We start from the raw sequence: 20666 nt of genomic DNA, 5'->3' as shown, positions 1-20666 counted from the left end.
CGGGCGATCACGGGCCGCGAATCTCCGTCACTTCAAGTTCTTGCTCGCCGTCCATTTGCTTGAGCATCACCATCAACCTCCCCCGCTCGCCCTCCACCGCATAGATCAAACGTTTGTAACCCGGCGAGTTGTAGGCGGGGTATGCGACCACCTGCCTGACCAACGTCATGCCCACTACTGCGCCCACCTGCTCAGCCACCCGTTCCTGGGAACGGATGAACGCCTCGATGGCGAGGTCTTGCGCGGTGGTTTCGTCGTGATTACTCAAGAGATAAGCGGCCACGCAGCCGACGGTCACCAGGACCAGCAGTTGCTTGGCCGTTACCCCGAGGATTGTCGAGGGCAAAGACATATGAGACCGGACCTGTTTTTGTTGTATGTGCCGATAACCGGCATTGGTCGTTGATGATCAGACGAGCCATTCTAATCAGGTCGATAGGTAATGCCTGATGAATTAGAGATCTCCGTAGGTAATATCCTTGTTATCGCCGACACCGCCCAACGTCCGATCCTTGCCGAAGGAAAACAGGTCAAACGGGGTCCGTGGCTGGGTCGGCGGGTAGTGATACTGGTAGGCAATGCCCCAGGGATCGCTCAACAGATCTTCATTGACGTAAGGCCCTTTCCATTTCGCTTCGGCGGCCGGCCGCTTGACGAGCACGTCCAAACCTTCCTCATCCGTCGGGTAGCGGCCGATGTCTTGATGAAACTGTTCGACGGCCCCGCCCAGCTCGGCGACCTGAACCTTGGCCATGGCAATTTCCTTCAGCGTCATATCACCAAACAGCCGCGGCCCCACCGCCAAGGCCAGCAAACCAATGATGACCAACACGATCAGCACCGCCCACCGCGTAAAGCCTCGCTGGTCATGCACGATCAGCACCGCCCACCGCGTAAAGCCTCGCTGGTCATGCAGGTTGCCGGCGCCAATTCGTCCAGGCATTGTCAGTCTCCCCGTGTCTCTCGATTGATACGCTCGTTGTATGACTTGTTCGTTGCAGCAGCGCGCAAGGCTCACGTTAGTCTGCCGCGAATCAACGCACGAGCTCTTTTTTCCCCGGCCATTGAATCCCCGCCCTGCTGACCCTAGACTCCGGCGATGCGTTTACGTCATATCGAAGTGATTCAGGCCATCTTGCAGACCGGACACCTCGGCACGGCCGCCGAATGGTTGCAACTCCCCGTGGGCGATGTAGACGCCGCCCTCAAGGACGCCGAGCGGCAATTGGGCTTCATGCTGTTTGCCAGTGTGCGCGGGCGCCTGCAAGCGACGCGCGAGACCCTGGAAATGCAAGCCGAGATCGCCCATGTGTACGAAGCATTGGAACCGCTGCAGCGCCTGGCCAGCCGTTTGAAACACCATCACGCCCCCACCCTGCGGGCGCTGTGCACCCCGCCCCTGGCCAATCAATTGCTGCCACAGAGCATCGCGGTATTGCGCCGACGCTTCCAGGACACGCCATGCAATCTGTCGAGCCAACCGACGCGGGAAATCGTCAGGAGCCTGCTGCTGCATGAGGCGGACGTGGGCCTGAGCCTGCATGACCCTGAACACGCGCAAATCCAGAGCCGAGTGCTGGCCCAGGGCAAACTGCAACTGCTGGCCCCCCACGGCTGGCTCAAGCCCAAGCAGAAGTACATTACGCTGCAGGACCTGGCCGGTCAGTCGATGATCGGGCTCGAAGGGCAAGACCCGCTCAGCCGCCTGCTGGACGCCAAGCTGCAGGCCCTGCGCCCGCTGCCGGTGGTGCAGACGCGGGTGCAGACCTATCAGATGATGCGCAGCATGGTGGAGGCCGGAGAAGGCCTGGCGATTGTCGACCCGTTTACCGCGTCTGGCGCACGCGAGGCCGGGCTGGATGTGTGCCCGGTGTCGCCGCCGATGATGGTCAGCCTGTATGCGCTGACGCTCAAGGACGGCGTTGCTTCCCCGGCACTGAATGCGTTGTTGGAAATCGTCACGCACAAAGCCGAAGGCCTGATGTAGAGGAGCGAGCTGCTACCGATCAGATTCCCTCGATTTCGGTCTTGAACAACCGATACCAGAAAATCGCCACTTCACGGGTCTGCGGATCAATGCCGCGATATCGCAGGTGGTCGATCCCGCCCATCACATAGCCGCAACGCTCATACAGACGGCACGCTCCGAGGTTGTTGTTCTGGGTTTCCAGCATCATGCCCGGCAGGTTTTTCTTGCGGCTCCAGAACTGCGCCACATCCAGCAAGGCCTTGGCCACCCCATGCCGGCGGGCGGGCAACGCTACCGCCAACTCATCCACGTGGGCAAAACCGTTCCAGTTGGTGCTGACCACGACATGTCCCACCGGACGATCATCGAGGTAGGCCATGAAAATCGCACTGTCTGGCACATCGCGGAAACTGGCGAACTCTTCCGGGTCGATGCCATAGCATTTGCGGTACGGCAGGATGCGTTCCACCGGCCATTGGTCGACGCGCTTGCCCATCTGCGGCACAGCATAGGCGCTGACCTCAAAGCTGAAATCATTGCCCCACACGTAGGCATCAAAGCCTTCGTCGGCGACCCGCACACTGAGCCCCGGATACTTCGGGTTCATTACAGCTTGCATAAACATCCTTATCCTTTGATGCAATCGACGGTGTAACAACGACCACTGCCGTCGTCTTCGTGTTGCAATCCATGAACATCGGCGACAAATCCGGGGAAACTGCTATCGAAGGTCCGGGCAAACGCCAGGTAATCGATGATCGATCGCGTCGCTTCGGTAAAGCGCTCGCCCGGCATGATCAGCGGAATACCGGGCGGGTAAGGCACCAGCATCACGGCTGCGATACGCCCTGGCAAGGCGTCGATGGAAACAGCCTCTACTTCCCCCTTGACCAATTGATCGTAGGCGTCGGCAGGCTTCATCGCGATCTGCGGCAAAACCGTGTACATCCGCTTAAGGTGTCTGGCGGTGGCGTTGCTACGGTAGCAGCTATGCAATTGATCGCACAGGTCGCGCAACCCCAGGCCCTGGTAGCGCACCGGTCCTTGGGCGAATACCGACGGCAGGCAACTGGCCAGGCTGACATTGGCGTCGTAGTTGCGTTTGAATTCCAGCAACTCGGTGAGCAAGGTACTCCATTTGCCTTTGGTGATCCCCATGGAAAACAGCACGAGGAAGGAATACAGCCCGGTCTTCTCCACCACCAGGCCGCGCTCCCAGAGGAATTTACTTACCACCGCTGCGGGAATCCCACAGTCGCTCAAGGCGCCGCCGGCATTGAGGCCAGGCATGACCAGCGTGACTTTGATGGGGTCCAGCAGCACATAGTCGTCGGCAACATCCCCAAAACCGTGCCAATCATCCTGCGGCTGCAGCAGCCAATCGGCCGTGGCGACCCGGTCAATGCCGGCCACCGAAGGCGGCTGCCAGATGGAAAACCACCAGTCTTCAGCGGCAATGTGCTGGCGCAGGTTGGCCAGGGCACGACGAAAGCTCAAGGCCTCATCGAACATTTCCTGCAGCAGCGAGCGCCCGGCCGGGCCTTCCATCATCGCCGAGGCCACATCCAGCGAGGCGATGATGCTGTATTGCGGCGAGGTGGAGATGTGCATCATGAACGCTTCGTTGAAGCGGTCACGGTCCAGTTGACGGGCGCCGCCGTCCTGCACATGGATCATCGAGGCCTGGCTGAAGGCCGCCAGCAGCTTGTGGGTGGAATGGGTGGTGAACACCAGCGGGCTGTCCGGGGTGCGCGAGGTGCCCATGCCATAGCGCCCGGCAAAGAACTCGTGGAACGCCGCGTAGGCGTACCAGGCTTCGTCGAAGTGCAACACCTCGACACTGCTGCCCAATTGCTGCTTGATCAGTTCAGCGTTGTAACACAAGCCGTCGTAGGTGGAATTGGTGACCACCGCCAGCTTCACTTTCGGCGGCCGGCCACGGGTCAGCGGGCTGGCGTCGATCTTGGCGCGGATCGACTCGGGGCTGAACTCGCTCAGGGGAATCGGGCCGATGATCCCCAGCTCGTTGCGCTCCGGGCACAGGTACAGGGGGATGGCGCCGGTCATGATGATCGAGTGCAGCACCGACTTGTGGCAGTTGCGGTCCACCAGCACCAGGTCATCGCGCCCTACCATGGAGTGCCAGACGATCTTGTTGGCGGTGGACGTGCCGTTGATCACGAAGAAGGTATGGTCGGCGCCAAAGTTGCGTGCGGCACGGGCTTCGGCTTCGGCCAGGGGGCCGGTGTGATCCAGCAGCGAACCCAGTTCAGGTACCGAGACCGACAGGTCGGAGCGCAGGGTGTTTTCCCCGAAGAACTGATGAAACGCCTGCCCCACCGGGCTTTTGCGGTACGCCACGCCACCACCATGGCCAGGGGTGTGCCAGGAGTAATTGGAGTCGGCGGTGTGCTGCACCAGGGCTTTGAAGAACGGCGGCAACAGGCCGTCCAGGTACGTGCGGGCCGCCCGGGCCACTTGGCGGGCGAGAAACGCCACGGTGTCTTCGAACAGATAAAGGATGCCGCGCAGTTGGTTGAGTTCGCTCATGGCATCGGCCGGCGCGTTTTCCAGGGTGACTTGCTCGCCCAGGGCAAAGATCGGCAGGTTCGGCGCCCTCACCCGCGCCAGGCGGATCAGTTCGACCATGTTTTGCAGCAAGTGGGTATTTTCACCGGCGCCTTCGGCCGCGATCAGCATGCATGCCAGGCCATGATGGGTGGAAGCCACCAGCCGGCCTTCGGCATAGTCCACGGCGCAGAAGATACTGAAGCCTTCTTGTTCCAACTCTTGGGCGATGCCGCGGACCCGTTCACCGGCAACGGTGTCGGCCTTGATGTCACGGTGCACGATAAGGACGGGGAACTTCAGGTCTTTGTACATGAGGCATGTCGTCCTGAGGGCTATGCACTCAGGTTAGAAGCTGCGAGGGGATGTGGCGAATGAAGATTTTGCAGGCCATGGTGATCAAGCGGTGAGAGGGAGCAAGCCCTCTCTCACCGTCTGATCGCGCTATTGTTGTGTCAGTTGGGTCCACAACGCTGGCGCACCGGCCGCCTTGGCAATCGCTTCCAGTCGCGTCGCATGCTCGGCCAGGTCCTGCTCGCTGGCGCGGATGATCGGGGTCGGCTTGCGATCCGCCGGCAGGCGCCGGATTTCCGAAGGGCGGTTGCCCGAGCCTTCGGCCGAGCCGGCACCGTCGGAAGCATTACCGGCCAGGGACAGGCTGGTCTGCCCGCCGGTCATGGTCAGGTAAACGTCGGCGAGAATCTCGGAGTCGAGCAAGGCGCCGTGGAGCTCACGACCGGAGTTGTCGACCCCATAGCGTTTGCACAACGCATCGAGGCTGTTGCGCTGGCCGGGGTGACGCTCCCGGGCCATCATCAAGGTGTCGAGGATCGTGCAGTGCTGGGAAATGTCCGCGCGATCGGCCTGCCCCATCAGGGCGAATTCGTTGTTGATGAAGCCGATGTCGAACGCCGCGTTATGGATGATCAACTGGGCGCCGTTGATGAATTCGAAGAACTCGTCGGCCACTTCGGCGAAGCGCGGCTTGCCCTTGAGGAATTCGTCGGTGATACCGTGGACGCCGATTGCGCCTTCGTCACTGTCGCGGTCCGGTTGCAGGTAGACGTGGAAATGACGACCGGTGAGGCGCCGCCCCATGAGTTCGACACAGCCGATTTCAATGATCCGGTGGCCGTCGGTCACCGGCATGCCGGTGGTTTCGGTATCGAGTACAACAGATCGGATGGCCATCAGGGTTCAGCTCTCAACGGTGTGGTGTATTTCAAGGGGCGCAATGTTAACACGTCAGCCGGATCAGCTCTGCTTGTAGCCGCGCACTTCGTCCACGCCACGGTTGGCCAGTTGGTCGGCGCGCTCGTTACCCGGATGGCCGATGTGCCCGCGCACCCATTTCCAGGTGATGTCGTGGCGATTGCATTGTTCATCGAGCAACTGCCACAGGTCGGCATTTTTCACCGGTTCCTTGGCCGCGGTCTTCCAGCCACGTTTCTTCCAGTTGACCATCCATTCATTGATGCCTTTCATCACGTATTGCGAGTCGGTCACCAGCAACACGTTGCAGCGGCGCTTGAGTTCTTCCAGGCCGCGAATGGCGCCCATCAGCTCCATGCGGTTGTTGGTGGTATTGGCTTCGCCGCCCCACAATTCCTTCTCCACGCCCTTGCACACCAGCAACGCGCCCCAGCCGCCGGGGCCGGGGTTGCCCTTGCAGGCGCCATCGGTGAAGAGTTCTACGCTATCGGTCATCGGTTACATCCATCAAAACGGGCTGCCGGTAATTGACCGACAGTATCCCGAGGCCAGGAGACCTGGCCTGAAATCAAAAGGGGGGTTTACGTCTCGCTTGGCTTGCGATTGACCTTGGCCATCGGCATCGGCACCAGCTTGCCCATGGGTTGGCGCAGCACCTGGCGTACCGGCCGCAGCCCGACCACGATCTTGCGCGCCACCAGTAAATAAAAGCCGCCACCGGACAATTGCCAGGCACCCGCGCGGCGTTCCCAGCCGGCCAGACGGCCCTGCCACTTGGGCGACGCAAGCGGCGGACGATAGCATCCGAAGCGGCGTTTCTCCAGCGCGAAGCCCAGCAGATTCAGCCAGTCGCCTACCCGCGACGGCGAGATGCAGCGCGCCTGGCGCAAGCCATCATGGGCGAACACATGGCGCAAGCCCCAACTGCTCCAGGGGTTGATGCCGACGATCAGCAAGTGACCACCGGGACGCACACTGCTCGCCGCTTCGCGCAACAAACCGTGGGGCGACAGGCAGAAATCCAGGCCGTGCTGCAACACCACCACATCGGCGGCGTGCTCGCTCAACGGCCAGGCCTGCTCCTCGCACACGATCTCAACCCCCGGCAACGGCGCGCCCAGCCGCACGTTGCGTTGCACCTGGGGCGCGGCGGGCGGTGTCTGGGCCGACGGGCCGTAATGCACCAGGTAGCCACCGAAGAACCGGCCCAGCTCGTCTTCGAGCATGCGCCGTTCCTCGTCCAGCAAAAATTGCCCGATCGGCCCGGACAGCCATTCGCGGGCTGCGCTGATCAGGGCCAGCCATTCAGGATCGGCCTGGGCGAACGCTTTATCAGTCATTGCATTCTCCAACTCGCCTAGACGTTCTAAGATGCACCAATGTGTTCAGCTTGGCGAATCGAAGAATGATACAGATCAGTGCCCTGCCCGCCTTCACGGATAACTACATCTGGTTATTGCGTGAACCCCAGACCCGCCGCTGCGCCGTGGTCGACCCCGGCGATGCCGCGCCCGTACTGGCGTGGCTCAGGCAGAATCCGCAATGGACCCTCAGCGACATCATGATCACCCATCACCACCATGATCACGTGGGCGGTGTCGAGCAACTCAAACGTGTAACGGGGGCCAAGGTCTATGGGCCGGCCAACGAGAATATCCCGGCGCGGGACGTCGCCCTGCAGGATAACGACCGTATCCACGTACTGGGCTGGGATTTTGACGTGTACGCCGTGCCGGGTCATACCCTGGGGCACATCGCGTTCTATCACCCCGGTGTACTGCTGTGTGGCGACACCCTGTTCGCCGCCGGATGCGGTCGCCTGTTCGAAGGCACCCCGCAACAGATGCACACCTCGCTCGAACGCCTCGCCGCCCTGCCTGCCGACACCTTGGTGTACTGCACCCACGAATACACCCAAAGCAACCTCGCGTTTGCCCAGGCGGTGGAACCGGACAATGCCGATATCGCCGAACGAGTGGAAAACGTCCGCCAACTGCGCGCCCGTGGCGAGATGACGCTGCCGTCCAACCTGGCCCTGGAAAAACGCACCAATCCGTTTTTACGCACCGCTGAAACATCCGTTAAACAAAAAGCGGACGAACGGAACGGTCGCGACAACCGCTCTGGGGCCGAGGTATTTGCTAGCTTGAGGGCTTGGAAAGATAAGTTCTAAAGGGAAGCAATCTGATACGCAATTTCTGAATGGTTGACCGGAACCACTGCGCTTTCTAGAATCGCCCGACATTTTTGCCCGGAACTTACTTCCAGCCAATGTCGTCATCTACTCGTAAATCCAACCATTCAGACGCATTGACCCGCCTGGCTCAAGCTGTGGCGGTGGCTGTGTCCGCGACTCTGGCGGGCTGCCAATCGACAAATTTCGCTGCACAATCCACCGTGCAACCCAAACCCAATCTTGTCGCCAAGATCAAGCAGAAACCTATCTGGCTCTCAGAGAAGCCAAGCCCCGAAGTGCCCCAGGATGTCTGGGAACGCATGCGACGGGGCTTTCAATTGCAGGATGGCCTGGGCGTCAACCCGCGCATCGAGCAACAGCGCCTGTGGTTCGCCAGCAACCCGTCCTTTCTGGAGAGTGCCGGTGAACGCGGCAGCCTCTACATTCATTACATCGTCGAACGCCTTGAAGAACGCAACATGCCCCTGGAGCTGGCCCTGCTGCCAGTGATTGAAAGTGCCTACAACCCAATGGCCTATTCGCGCAGCGACGCGGTCGGTTTGTGGCAGTTCATCCCCTCCACCGGGCGCTACTTCAACCTGCGCCAGACCCGCGCCTACGACGGCCGCCGCGATATCACCGCCTCCACCACCGCCGCCCTGGACTATCTGACCCGTCTGCACGATATGTTCAACGGCGACTGGTTGCTGGCCCTGGCCGCCTACAACGCCGGCGAAGGCACGGTCAGCCGGGCCATCGAGCGCAATGAGAAGCTCGGCCTGCCCACCGACTACTGGAACCTGCCGCTGCCCCAGGAAACCAAGGACTATGTACCCAAGTTCCTGGCGCTGTCCCAGGTGGTGCTGGCCCCCGAGGCCTACGGCGTCAACCTGAACCCGATTGCCAACGCGCCGTACTTCGAGGTGGTTGAAGTCAAGCAAAGCATGGACCTGTCACGGGTTGCCGCGCTGGCCGAAATCGACGAGGACGAACTGTTCCAGCTCAACCCGGCGCTCAAGCAACGCACCACCCTGGACGGCCCGCAACATCTGCTGGTCCCAAGCTCCAAGGCACAACTGCTCACCAGCAGCCTGTCGGCGATGAAACCTGAAGAACTGCTGGCACTGCGCCCGAAAAAACCGGTGTTCGATGAAGTCGAGACCACGAGGGTGGCCGGGCGTACCCGCAGCTACAAGGTGCGCAATGGCGACAACCTGACACTGATCGCCAAGGCCAACAAGGTCGATGTGCATGACCTGCAGCGCTGGAACAAGCTCAACGGCCAGGCACTCAAGGTCGGCCAGACCCTGGTGATGCAGGACACTCGCCGCGCCGTGGCCCAGGCCAGCAGCAAAAAGCCGGTGCACTACAAGGTCCAGAAAGGCGACTCGCTGTATATCGTCGCCAAGCGTTTCAACGTGGAGATGCAACATCTCAAGCGCTGGAACCCGCGCACCGGCCAGGCCTTGAAGCCGGGGCAGATGCTGGTGGTTTCCGGGCCGCGCTGACACCTCAAGAACACCAGAGCGCCAATTGTAAGAGGGGGCTTGCTCCCGATGGCTGTGTGTCAGTCAGTACATAAACCGACTGACACACAGCCATCGGGAGCAAGCCCTCTCCCACATGGGATCGCCATCATCCCAACTGGCTTTTTCCAAGCGGAACAAGCTGTTACTGTACCGATCCTAAAGCCCAAGCCGCCTGGATCGGATCTCTGACTTGAAGCGTCCCCTCCTTCTACTAATAAGTCTGGCCTTGAGCTTTGGTGCGAACGCGACGATTACCGAAAGCCACGGTTACACGCAGTTCGGCACGCTCAAGTACCCGGCCAAATTCACCCACTTCGATTGGGTAAACCCTGCCGCGCCGAAAGGCGGGACGCTGCGGGTGATGGCGTTTGGCACGTTCGATACGCTCAACCCTTATACCTTCAAGGGCTCCAGCCCGGTCTCCACCCCCAATTTCCTGCAATACGGCGTCAATGAGCTGAACGAGCCCTTGATGGTCGGCACCGGCCTGTACGCGCCGTCCGGCGACGAACCGACCTCCAGCTATGGCCTGATTGCCCAGTCGGTGGAGTACAGCGAGGACCGCAGTTGGGTGGTGTTCAACCTGCGCCCCGAAGCACGCTTCCACGATGGCAAGCCGATCACTGCGTATGACGTGGCGTTTTCCTATCGCACCCTGCTGACCGAAGGCCACCCGCAATACCGCACCAACCTGCAGGAAGTGGCGCGGGTGGATATCCTCAATCGCCATCGCATCCGCTTCGTGTTCAAGCGCGCCGGCAATCCACTGCTCATCCTGCGCCTGGGCGAGTTGCCTGTGCTGCCCCAGCATTACTGGAAAAACCGCGACTTCAAGGCCACCACCTTCGAGCCGCCGCTGGGCAGCGGCCCCTACCGGATCAGCAAGGTCACCCCCGGCCGCCAGTTGGTGTTCGAACGGGTCAAGGATTACTGGGGCAAGGACCTGCCGGTCAACCAGGGTTTCTATAACTACGACAAGGTCGAAGTGGAGTTCTACCGCGACAGCGACGTGGCCTTCGAAGCCTTCAAGGCCGGCGAGTTCGATATCTATATCGAGCACCAGGCCAAGAACTGGGCCAACGGCTACAACTTCCCGGCGATCAACCGCGGCGACGTGATCAAGGCGCAGATCGCCCACCAGATCCCGACCCAGAGCCAGGGCCTGTTCATGAACACGCGGCGGCCGACCTTCAGCCAGACCAAGGTGCGCGAAGCCCTGGGACTGATGTTCGACTTCGAGTGGACCAACCGCACCCTGTTCAGCAGTGCCTACAAGCGCACCTTGAGCTACTACCCCAATAGCGAATTCTCCGCGACCGGCCTGCCGGTGGGGCGCGAATGGCTGATGCTCTCGCCCTACCGCGACCAGTTGCCCGCCAACCTGTTCACGCAAGCCTTCAGCCTGCCCCAGACAGACGGACGCGGCATTCCCCGCGAAACCCTGCGCCATGCCCTGGCGCTGCTTGGCGAAGCCGGCTGGAAGCTGTCCGGTCAACGCCTGCTCAACAAGGACGGGCAACCGCTGCGCTTCGAGATCCTGCTGGTCAACCCGAACCTGGAGCGCATCCTGCAGCCCTATGTCGAGAACCTGATCAGCATCGGCATCGACGCACGCCTGCGTACCGTCGACCGCGCCCAATACAAGCAGCGCCTGGATCAGTTCGACTTCGACATGATCCTGATCACCCTCAACCAGACCTTGAGCCCGGGCCTCGAACAGTGGCAATACTTCCACTCCAGCCAGGCCGCGATCAAGGGCAGCAAGAACTACGCCGGCATCGCCAACCCCATCGTCGATCACCTGCTGGAACAACTGCTGGCAGCGCAGACCCGCGAAGAACAACTGGCCGCCGGCCGTGCCCTGGACCGGGTGCTGCTGTGGCAGCACTACAGCATTCCCAACTGGTACCTCAACTATCATCGCCTGGCGTACCGCAACCGGTTCGCCTTCGTCACCACGCCGCCCTACAACCTGGGCCTGAGCGCGTGGTGGCTGAAAGCTTCGGAGAAAGCCCAATGATGTCTCTGCGCAACGCACTGCTTGGCAGCCTGTTGCTGTGCACCGCGGCCCACGCCGCCCCGCAACATGCGCTGACGCTCTACAACGAACCACCGAAATACCCCGCGGGCTTCAAGCACTTCGACTATGTCAACCCGAACGCCCCCAAAGGCGGGACCTTTCGCGAATCGAGCATGGGCGGCTTCGACAGCCTCAACCCGTTCATCAGCAAGGGCGTGCCGGCCGACAATATCAACCTGATCTACGACACCCTGGCCATGCAAAGCCTGGATGAACCGATCACCGAATACGGCCTGGTCGCCGGCCAGATCGAAAAGGCCCCTGACAACAGTTGGGTGCGCTTCTACCTGCGCCCCGAAGCACGCTTCCACGACGGCCATCCGATCCGCGCCGAAGACGTGGTGTTCACGTTCCAGACCTTGCTCAAGGAAGGCTCGCCGATCTACCGCACCTACTACGCCGACGTCGACGAAGTGGTGGCCGAAGACCCGCTGCGGGTGCTGTTCAAATTCAAGCGCACCAATAACCGCGAACTGCCGCTGATCCTCGGGCAATTGCCGGTATTGCCCAAGCACTGGTGGGCCACGCGGGACTTTGCCAAGGGCAACCTGGAAGTGCCGTTGGGCAGCGGGCCGTACAAGGTCGCCGAGGTCAAGGCCGGGCGCATGATCCGCTACGAGCGGGTCAAGGACTACTGGGCCAAGGACCTGCCCGTGGCCAAGGGTTTCTACAATTTCGATTACCGCATCACCGACTATTACCGCGACAACACCGTGGCCCTGGAAGCGCTGAAGGCCGGGCAGTTCGATTACTGGCTGGAGATGAGCGCGAAGAATTGGGCCAATGCCTACAACATTCCGGCGGTGACCCAGGGCCGCTTGATCAAGGAAGAAATCCCCAACGGCAACCCCACCGGCATGCAGGGTTTCGTGTTCAACACGCGCAAGCCGATGTTCCAGGATGTGCGGGTGCGCAAGGCTATCAGCCTGTTGCTGGATTTCGAGTGGAGCAACAAGCAACTGTTCAACGGCGCCTACACCCGCAGCCGCAGTTACTTTGAAAACTCGGAAATGGCCGCCACCGGCCTGCCCGGCCCCGCCGAGCTGGAGATCCTCGAACCGCTGCGCGACAAGATCCCGGCCGAAGTCTTCACCCAGGCATTCGAGCCGGCGAAAACCGATGGCAGCGGCATGATCCGCAGCCAGCAGCGCGAGGCCTACCAACTGCTGCAGGAAGCCGGCTGGCGTATCGTCGATGACAAAATGGTCGACACCACCGGCAAACCGGTGACCATCGAGTTCCTGCTGGCCCAGACTGAATTCGAACGCGTGCTGCTGCCCTTCAAGCGCAACCTGGCCGACCTGGGCATCGACCTGGTGATTCGCCGGGTCGACGTTTCGCAGTACATCAACCGCGTCCGCTCGCGGGATTTCGACATGGTGGTGGGCAGTTTCCCGCAATCCACCTCGCCGGGTAACGAGCAGCGTGAATTCTGGAAGTCCACCAGCGCCGACAAACCCGGCAGCCGCAACTACATGGGGCTCAAGGACCCGGCCGTCGACCAACTGGTGGAAGCACTGATCGACGCCGACTCGCGTAAAAACCTGGTGGCCCACGCCAAGGCCCTGGACCGTGTGCTGCAGTTCGGCTACTACGTGATCCCCAACTGGCACATCAAAACGTACCGCGTGGCTTACTGGGACCATCTCGGTCACCCGAAAGTCCCGCCGCGCTACGACGTCGGCACCGCCACCTGGTGGGTCAAGCCCGACGCCAAGCCGGCAGTCACCCTGGACCCAACCGAGACCGCCGAACCGGCGAGCGGAGGCGATTGAATGCTGGCCTATATTGTTCGTCGCCTGTTGCTGATCATCCCCACGCTGTTCGGGATTCTGCTGATCAACTTCGTCATCATCCAGGCCGCCCCCGGTGGCCCGGTCGAGCAGATGATCGCCAAGCTCGAAGGCTTTGAAGGCGCCACCAGCCGCATCGCCGGCGGCGGGGCCGAAGTCTCGGTGGCCGGCTCCAGCAGCTATCGCGGTGCCCAAGGCCTGGACCCGGCGCTGATCAAGGAAATCGAAAAGATGTACGGCTTCGACAAGTCGGCGCCGGAACGCTTGTGGATCATGGTGAAGAACTACGCCAGGCTGGATTTTGGCGACAGCTTCTTCCGCGACGCCAAGGTCATCGACCTGATCAAGGAAAAAATGCCGGTGTCCATCTCCCTCGGGTTATGGAGCACGCTGATCATGTACCTGGTGTCGATCCCCCTGGGGATCGCCAAGGCCACCCGGCACGGTAGCCATTTCGACGTGTGGACCAGTTCGTTGATCATCGTCGGCTATGCAATCCCGGCGTTCCTGTTTGCAATCCTGCTGATCGTGCTGTTTGCCGGCGGCAGTTATTTCGACTGGTTCCCCCTGCGCGGGCTCACCTCCAACAACTTCGACGACTTGAGCTGGGGTGGCAAGATCCTCGACTACTTCTGGCACCTGGCGCTGCCGATCACCGCATTGGTGATCGGCAACTTCGCGACCATGACCCTGCTGACCAAGAACAGCTTTCTCGACGAGATCAACAAACAGTATGTGGTCACCGCCAAGGCCAAGGGCCTGACCAACCACCGCGTGCTCTACGGCCATGTGTTCCGCAACGCCATGCTGCTGGTGATCGCCGGTTTCCCCTCGGCGTTCATCGGGATTTTCTTCACCGGCTCCTTGCTGGTAGAGGTGATCTTCTCCCTCGACGGCCTGGGCCTGATGAGCTTTGAAGCAGCGATCAACCGTGACTACCCGGTGGTGTTCGGCACGCTGTTTATCTTCACCCTGCTGGGGCTGATCGTGAAGCTGATCGGCGACCTCACCTACACCCTGGTCGATCCGCGCATCGACTTCGCCAGCCGGGAGCATTGAGATGAATCTGTCCCCCCTCAATCGCCGCCGGTTCGAGCGGTTCAAGGCCAACAAGCGTGGCTGGTGGTCGCTGTGGCTGTTCCTGATCCTGTTCGGCCTGAGCCTGGGCGCCGAGCTGATCGCCAACGACAAACCGCTGGCGGTGCATTACGACGGCGACTGGTATTTCCCGGCGCTCAAGCGCTACCCGGAGACCACCTTCGGCGGCGAATTCCCCCTGGAAGCCAACTACAAGAGCCCGTATATCCAGGAGCTGCTCAAGGCCAAGGACGCCTGGACGTTGTGGGCGCCGATCCCCTTCAGCTACCAGAGCATCAACTACGACCTGCGGGTGCCGGCCCCCGCGCCGCCGTCGTCGGTCAACCTGCTGGGTACCGATGACCAGGGCCGCGATGTGTTGGCCCGGGTGATCTACGGTTTTCGCGTGTCGGTGCTGTTTGCCCTGACCCTGACCGTGCTCAGCTCGATCATCGGCGTGATCGCCGGCGCGTTGCAGGGTTTCTACGGCGGCTGGGTCGACCTGGCCGGGCAGCGCTTCCTGGAGATCTGGTCGGGGTTGCCGGTGCTGTACCTGTTGATCATCCTCGCCAGTTTCGTGCAGCCCAACTTCTGGTGGCTGCTGGGGATCATGCTGCTGTTTTCCTGGATGAGCCTGGTGGACGTGGTGCGCGCCGAGTTCCTGCGCGGGCGCAACCTGGAATATGTGCGCGCAGCCCGGGCGCTGGGCATGCAGAACGGCGCGATCATGTTCCGCCATATCCTGCCCAACGCCATGGTGTCGACCATGACCTTCATGCCGTTCATTCTGACCGGCGCCATCGGCACCCTCACCGCCCTCGACTTCCTCGGCTTTGGCCTGCCGGCCGGCTCGCCGTCCCTGGGTGAACTGGTGGCCCAGGGCAAATCCAACCTGCAAGCACCGTGGCTGGGCATGAGCGCGTTTGCCGTGCTGGCGATCATGTTGAGCCTGCTGGTGTTTATCGGCGAGTCCGCTCGCGATGCCTTCGACCCGAGGAAATGAGATGAATCAGGACAATCTGATCGAAGTCCGCGACCTCTGCGTCGAGTTCGTCACCGGCGAGCATCACCATCGCGTGGTGAACAACGTCAGCTTCGATATCAAGCGCGGCGAAACCCTGGCCCTGGTCGGCGAGAGCGGTTCCGGCAAATCGGTGACCGCCCACTCGATCCTGCGCCTGCTGCCCTATCCGCTCGCGCGGCACCCTGCGGGCACCATCGAGTATTCCGGGCAAGACCTGCTGACCCTGAAAGAAAAAACCATCCGCCACATTCGCGGCAACCGCATTGCGATGATCTTCCAGGAGCCGATGACGTCGTTGAACCCGCTGCACTCCATCGAGAAGCAGATCAACGAAGTGCTCGGCCTGCACAAAGGCCTGACCGGCAAAGTCGCGACCCAGCGCACCCTGGAATTGCTGGAGCTGGTGGGCATCCCCGAACCGCGCAAGCGCCTCAAGGCCCTGCCCCACGAATTGTCCGGCGGCCAGCGCCAGCGGGTGATGATCGCCATGGCCCTGGCCAACGAGCCGGAGCTGCTGATCGCCGACGAGCCGACCACGGCCCTCGACGTCACCGTGCAGTTGAAGATCCTCGAACTGCTCAAGGAGCTGCAGGCGCGACTGGGCATGGCCTTGCTGCTGATCAGCCATGACTTGAACCTGGTGCGGCGCATCGCCCATCGGGTCTGTGTGATGCAGCAGGGGTGCATCGTCGAGCAGGCTGAGTGCGAAACACTGTTCCAGTCGCCCCAGCACCCGTACACCCAGGAGCTGCTGGCCGCCGAACCCAGCGGCGGGCCGGCCACCAATGAAGTGGGGCCACCGTTGCTGGAGGTCGACGACCTCAAGGTGTGGTTCCCGATCAAGAAGGGCTTTTTGCGCAACACCGTCGATTACGTCAAGGCGGTGGATGGCATCAACTTCAGCCTGCCGCAAGGCCAGACATTGGGGATCGTCGGCGAAAGCGGCTCGGGCAAATCCACCCTGGGCCTGGCGATTCTGCGGTTGATCGCCAGCAAAGGCGGGATTCGCTTCGAAGGCCAGCAACTGGACAAGCTGACCCAGCAGCAGGTGCGCCCGCTGCGCCGGGAAATGCAGGTGGTCTTCCAGGACCCGTTCGGCAGCCTGAGCCCGCGCATGTGCGTCAGCGAAATCGTCGGCGAAGGTCTGCGCATCCACAAGATGGGCACGCCGGCCGAGCAGGAAGCGGCGATTATCGCCGCGCTCAAGGAAGTCGGCCTCGACCCCCAATCGCGACATCGCTACCCCCACGAATTCTCCGGCGGCCAGCGCCAGCGCATCGCCATCGCCCGTGCGCTGGTGCTCAAGCCGCGCCTGATTCTGCTGGACGAACCCACCTCGGCGCTGGACCGCACGGTACAACGCCAGGTGGTGGAATTGCTGCGCAACCTGCAGGCCAAGTACAACCTGACCTACCTGTTCATCAGCCATGACCTGGCGGTGGTGAAGGCGCTGAGTCATCAGTTGATGGTGGTCAAGCATGGGCAAGTGGTGGAACAAGGCGATGCGCCGGCGATTTTCGCCGACCCGCAGCATGCCTATACCCGCCAGTTGCTGGAGGCGGCGTTCCTGGTGCCGGTGGCCAGCCCCCTGCAGGCGTAAGCTTGCTCGCCGCCGTGGCTGACACAAGCCACGGCATTGGCGGAAACGCCTGCTACTGACGCCGTGCCGCCACAGCGATCATCCGGAGTTCCTCAACCCGGAGCTGCCTTCATGGATGATTTATATGCCCTCGCCGAGACGTGGGAAACCCTGCCCGGCGACATCGCCCTGGCGATAACCGCCGGCCCTGCCTACGCCTATTTGAGTGATCCCCAGACATTGCACGCCGAGGGCGATAAAGCCCTGATCGCGCAGTTGATCAACCTGCTGTCCACACCGCCCGACGCGCAATTACCGTCCCCGTCACAGCCGGTGCAGATTGCCGAGCAGTCCATGCTGGGCCATTGGAGCGGGGCATTCAGCAAGGCCATCAATGGCAAAACCTTCATGGCCTGGGCCGAACCGCAGGGCTTCGATTTCAACACGCTGCGGGTGCTCGACAGCCGACTCCACGTGACCACGCACGGCCAACCCAGGGTGTTCAGCCTGGCGGATGAATCCGGTTGGTGGGCACTGGCCAATCCCATCATCTACATCAGCCAGCGGGTCGATCCCACGGCGCTGGGCATGCCGTACCTGGGGCCCAAGTCGGGCACGGGCGCAATCAGCCTGGCGCTGGATCTCACGCTGGCCTTCCATGGCTATCCCATGCCGACCAATCGCCTCGCGGCAATGACCATCGTCGAAGAATTGCAAGCCCTGCAAGGCTTTCCCGTGTTTGACGATAACGGCCGCGGCAAATCGATCATCCACGCCGAACTGACTCAGCAGGTCCACGACTACCGCCAGTTGGCCGATACCCTCGAACCGCTGATCAGGGATGAACAGAGCTTCTTCGCACTGGACATCTATCGGACACGCCTGCACCTGACGTCCGACTCGAGGCTGGCCAGAAACCTGAAAGAAGCCGCCGCGCTGCTGCAGGCCATCCTCGATGAAAACGGTCTAGGCGGCACAGTGGAAGCACCCACCAACGCTCATTTCGATTTCAAGCGCAAGCTGATCTGTGTCCTGGCCCACGGCAACGGGCAGGAAGAAACAACCCTGGTGCCGGCCTTGCCCGATACCCGCTGGGACCGCCTGGTATTGTTGGGCGAGCAACTGGGCATACACCTTTACCCCGCTTATAGCGTCAGCCTCGTGGACGCCTTGCAGGCCTATGCCATCGAGCAGCCATTGGGACGCGAGGCGATCAGCGCACTGATCCAACGCCTGCGCGATGAGTCGGTGCCTGCGCGGCCGGTGATATTAAACACCACACGCTCATTCAGCGAGCTCCAGCGCTTTCGCCGTTATGTCGGCAAATTGAATGATCGCCATGCCCTGCGCAGGGTGCTGGCGCAGGTGATCGATGATGGCAACCTGCAAGGGCCCGATGGCCTGGACCGGGTCGTGAGCGCCGACCCGGACGCTCTCCTGGCGGTGGTGAAAGGGGCTTATACCCACCTTGGCCGGCTGACCGAAGACCCGGACTTTCTGAAGATTCGTACCCGCGAACGGATCGATCCGGCCAGCCATGTATTGTTATCGGCCTCCGGCAATATCGGTGCATTCGACCTGGATGGCACCTGGAAATCCCTGTCTGAAGCGGTCGCCGAGCATGACCATCTGGTGCTACTGAAACTGGCACTCATGAAGCTGGCGGCCAGGACCGGCGGCCAGTTGCGCACCAACGATATCGTGAGTGTCACCCAGGCGCTGAAGCTCTATCAGTTGCGCCTGCCCGACACATTGGAAGAAGCGCGCACACTCCTGCAACGCCTGGAAATCACCCTGCCCTTGCCTTCCGGCACCGGCCCTTACTGGAGAGCCCTCACATCGGTTGGGGCACAACCCTCGGCCTGGACGTTGTCTCCACTCGAGCGCCGGCAAATCATGGCGATCAGTACCGAATTCATGGCCGGGCGTACCGGTACGCTGTTTGAATACCTCTGCCAACCCTTGCTGGAGGGCAAGTCCGCCGCCGATGTGCGCGCGGAGGCCGATTACCTGATGGTGCGTCTGCTCGCATCGCCCACCGCCCAGCAACTGGGCCAGGCGCTGGCCGACTCTCTGCATTGGCATGGTCGCCATGCCGCCGACAGTTCGGGAAGCGGCAGCCGCAACGCGCTGATATTCGCCGCGTTGATCCTGAGCCTGGACCCGCAATGCGACGCCCAGACCACTCGTATTACCTATCTGGACTGGCACGCCGACTATTTCTGGGGCGAACCCCTGTCATCGGTGCGCAATCACATCGAAACTGCCTTGGGTGGCTCGGGCAAACCGCTCGCGGCCCTGGCCACTCACCTGATCCTCAGTGAAAAAAGCCCACAACTGCTGGTCCGCGGCATTCCCGACGAAACGCCCTACCTGGGTTCGCATACCTGGGTGCTGTTTTGCCAGTACGTCATGCATATGGAAAAAATCAGCCCAGGCTCCTCTCGCCAACTGAGCTACGCCCAGATCATGTCCCTGGCCTTCTCGCCACCCCAGGGTCGCTGGAAAACCTTCCTGGGCAGCCCTCATGCGGCGGTGCCGATCCTGGACTGGGCGGTGGTCAATGGCGTACTGGCGCCCCAGCCCCGCTACAACCGGGAGGCGGTCAACACCGCCATCGACGCCCTCAACGCGCAGCGCACACGCTTGGCCAGCAGCCTTGAAACGTTCGCCAAACCCAACGTGTCATTGCGTGAGGCCGCCAGAGACGACCTGCGCAGGGTCTATCCGGATAACCCCTGGCTGGACGCACCGATTCTGATGTGGCTGCCGGACGATTCGCCGTTTTCCGAAGACCACCATTTCGAGGGCATCTACACCGGCGCCCAGTACTCGTTCACCGACCTGCACATGGCCGACCGCCTGGATGTCACCTCGACGAATTGGCACTCCTCGCACGCCACCGTCAAATACCAGGAGATGGCCAAGCGCTTTCATTTGCTGGGGCGCATCTACAACGTGTTTTTCCAAGCATTCGACCAAAAGCTCAACCAATTGAGGGCGGCTTACCGCGAGTCGATTTGCTACTGGCTGTCGCAACTCACCTTGGCGCGGCGAGAAGCCCTGGAATATGGCCATATACGGTTTTTCAGCCTGGGCCGGCCGGGCGCGTCGGCTCAAGCCCCTGTCAGCGTGGGTCGATTCGGCTTACTGCTGCAGGTCACTTACCTCACCGACCAGCATTTCTATGAGTGCTTCCCCAGGCAGTTGTTGATACGTCCACGATATGACTTCAACGACCGTCAGCTCAGGCACGCCGTCGACACCGGCACCCGCCAGCCGTGGATGCGTTTCGACTGGGCGGCGTACGAACACGGGGCATGGCCTGCCGATCTTTCATCGCTCGCGGCGAACACCCCTGTGGTGATCCAGCCACTCGGCAAAGACTTGCCCGAAGCGACGGAGGTTGCACCGCTGGACGCCCAGGGCCGACGCGTGCCCCGCACCCTGGATTCACCCCGCTCCCACGCGCTGGCGGAGACGCTCTTGTCCCACCCGTTGGAAGACGGCCTGACCTTGCGCGAAAAAGCCAAGCTGCCAATCACCCTGGAAGAGGCCGTGAGCGAGCACGACCCCTGGGCCGACTTCCTGCGCGACATGGCACCGAAGTCCGGTTGAAGCTTGAACAATCGCGGTTTTTGTATGAGGCTGCTGCCCTG

The 20666-nt window shown here is 61.6% G+C and carries 16 protein-coding genes; 9 read left to right on the top strand and 7 right to left on the bottom strand.

Annotated features, from left to right (window positions below; all coding sequences use genetic code 11):
* Positions 1-7: 7 nt before the first annotated feature.
* The gene (locus tag ACLH0J_RS16830) at positions 8-352 is read right to left on the bottom strand and encodes a hypothetical protein (protein WP_411388198.1); all 345 of its coding nucleotides are present in this window, start codon (positions 350-352) and stop codon (positions 8-10) included.
* Between the two features lie 102 nt (positions 353-454).
* On the bottom strand, positions 455-943 hold the full coding sequence (gspG, locus tag ACLH0J_RS16825; protein WP_411388197.1) for a type II secretion system major pseudopilin GspG: 489 nt from the start codon (positions 941-943) through the stop codon (positions 455-457).
* A gap of 156 nt (positions 944-1099) precedes the next feature.
* On the opposite strand from gspG, the gene ACLH0J_RS16820 reads away from it, so the two are divergent.
* Positions 1100-1987 carry a LysR family transcriptional regulator gene (locus ACLH0J_RS16820; RefSeq protein ID WP_411388196.1) on the top strand — a complete coding sequence of 296 codons (888 nt, stop codon included), beginning with the start codon at positions 1100-1102 and terminating at the stop codon, positions 1985-1987.
* A gap of 19 nt (positions 1988-2006) precedes the next feature.
* Here ACLH0J_RS16820 and ACLH0J_RS16815 read toward each other — a convergent pair whose 3' ends face one another.
* The 5 genes from ACLH0J_RS16815 to ACLH0J_RS16795 all read right to left on the bottom strand — a co-directional run bounded on the left by ACLH0J_RS16815 (position 2007) and on the right by ACLH0J_RS16795 (position 7089).
* Positions 2007-2576: a GNAT family N-acetyltransferase gene (locus ACLH0J_RS16815; protein ID WP_411392842.1), complete on the bottom strand. Its 570-nt coding sequence runs from the start codon at positions 2574-2576 to the stop codon at positions 2007-2009.
* A gap of 20 nt (positions 2577-2596) precedes the next feature.
* Positions 2597-4852 carry an Orn/Lys/Arg decarboxylase N-terminal domain-containing protein gene (locus ACLH0J_RS16810; protein WP_411388195.1) on the bottom strand — a complete coding sequence of 752 codons (2256 nt, stop codon included), beginning with the start codon at positions 4850-4852 and terminating at the stop codon, positions 2597-2599.
* A 129-nt stretch (positions 4853-4981) separates the two neighbouring features.
* Positions 4982-5722 carry a DNA polymerase III subunit epsilon gene (gene dnaQ, locus ACLH0J_RS16805; protein WP_411392841.1) on the bottom strand — a complete coding sequence of 247 codons (741 nt, stop codon included), beginning with the start codon at positions 5720-5722 and terminating at the stop codon, positions 4982-4984.
* 69 nt (positions 5723-5791) lie between these two features.
* The gene (rnhA, locus tag ACLH0J_RS16800) at positions 5792-6244 is read right to left on the bottom strand and encodes a ribonuclease HI (protein WP_003173571.1); all 453 of its coding nucleotides are present in this window, start codon (positions 6242-6244) and stop codon (positions 5792-5794) included.
* A gap of 86 nt (positions 6245-6330) precedes the next feature.
* Positions 6331-7089 (bottom strand): class I SAM-dependent methyltransferase, encoded by a 759-nt coding sequence (locus ACLH0J_RS16795; RefSeq protein ID WP_411388194.1) that lies wholly within the window; start codon positions 7087-7089, stop codon positions 6331-6333.
* Between the two features lie 65 nt (positions 7090-7154).
* Between ACLH0J_RS16795 and gloB the strand changes: the two genes are divergently transcribed.
* From gloB to ACLH0J_RS16755, 8 genes are all read left to right on the top strand, one after another.
* A complete protein-coding gene (gloB, locus tag ACLH0J_RS16790; protein ID WP_411388193.1) occupies positions 7155-7922 on the top strand; it encodes a hydroxyacylglutathione hydrolase in 768 nt (255 codons plus the stop codon).
* A gap of 98 nt (positions 7923-8020) precedes the next feature.
* Entirely contained in the window at positions 8021-9433 is a 1413-nt protein-coding gene (locus ACLH0J_RS16785; protein ID WP_411388192.1) for a transglycosylase SLT domain-containing protein, read from the top strand.
* A 211-nt stretch (positions 9434-9644) separates the two neighbouring features.
* A complete protein-coding gene (locus ACLH0J_RS16780; protein ID WP_411388191.1) occupies positions 9645-11474 on the top strand; it encodes an extracellular solute-binding protein in 1830 nt (609 codons plus the stop codon).
* Positions 11471-13309, top strand: coding sequence for an extracellular solute-binding protein (locus tag ACLH0J_RS16775; protein ID WP_411388190.1), 1839 nt, complete (start codon positions 11471-11473; stop codon positions 13307-13309). Before ACLH0J_RS16780 ends, ACLH0J_RS16775 begins: the two co-directional genes overlap by 4 nt.
* Positions 13310-14386: a microcin C ABC transporter permease YejB gene (locus ACLH0J_RS16770; protein WP_411388189.1), complete on the top strand. Its 1077-nt coding sequence runs from the start codon at positions 13310-13312 to the stop codon at positions 14384-14386. It abuts the gene before it with no gap.
* Between the two features lies 1 nt (position 14387).
* Positions 14388-15407: an ABC transporter permease gene (locus ACLH0J_RS16765; RefSeq protein WP_411388188.1), complete on the top strand. Its 1020-nt coding sequence runs from the start codon at positions 14388-14390 to the stop codon at positions 15405-15407.
* A 1-nt stretch (position 15408) separates the two neighbouring features.
* Positions 15409-17028 carry an ABC transporter ATP-binding protein gene (locus ACLH0J_RS16760; RefSeq protein ID WP_411388187.1) on the top strand — a complete coding sequence of 540 codons (1620 nt, stop codon included), beginning with the start codon at positions 15409-15411 and terminating at the stop codon, positions 17026-17028.
* 111 nt (positions 17029-17139) lie between these two features.
* Positions 17140-20625 (top strand): hypothetical protein, encoded by a 3486-nt coding sequence (locus ACLH0J_RS16755; RefSeq protein ID WP_411388186.1) that lies wholly within the window; start codon positions 17140-17142, stop codon positions 20623-20625.
* Positions 20626-20666: the final 41 nt, after the last annotated feature.

Origin of the sequence: Pseudomonas sp. MPB23 (assembly GCF_046605395.1) — a bacterium.
GTDB lineage: Bacteria > Pseudomonadota > Gammaproteobacteria > Pseudomonadales > Pseudomonadaceae > Aquipseudomonas.
Note: the sequence above shows the minus strand (reverse complement) of the source record. Positions and strands in the feature narration are given on the sequence as shown.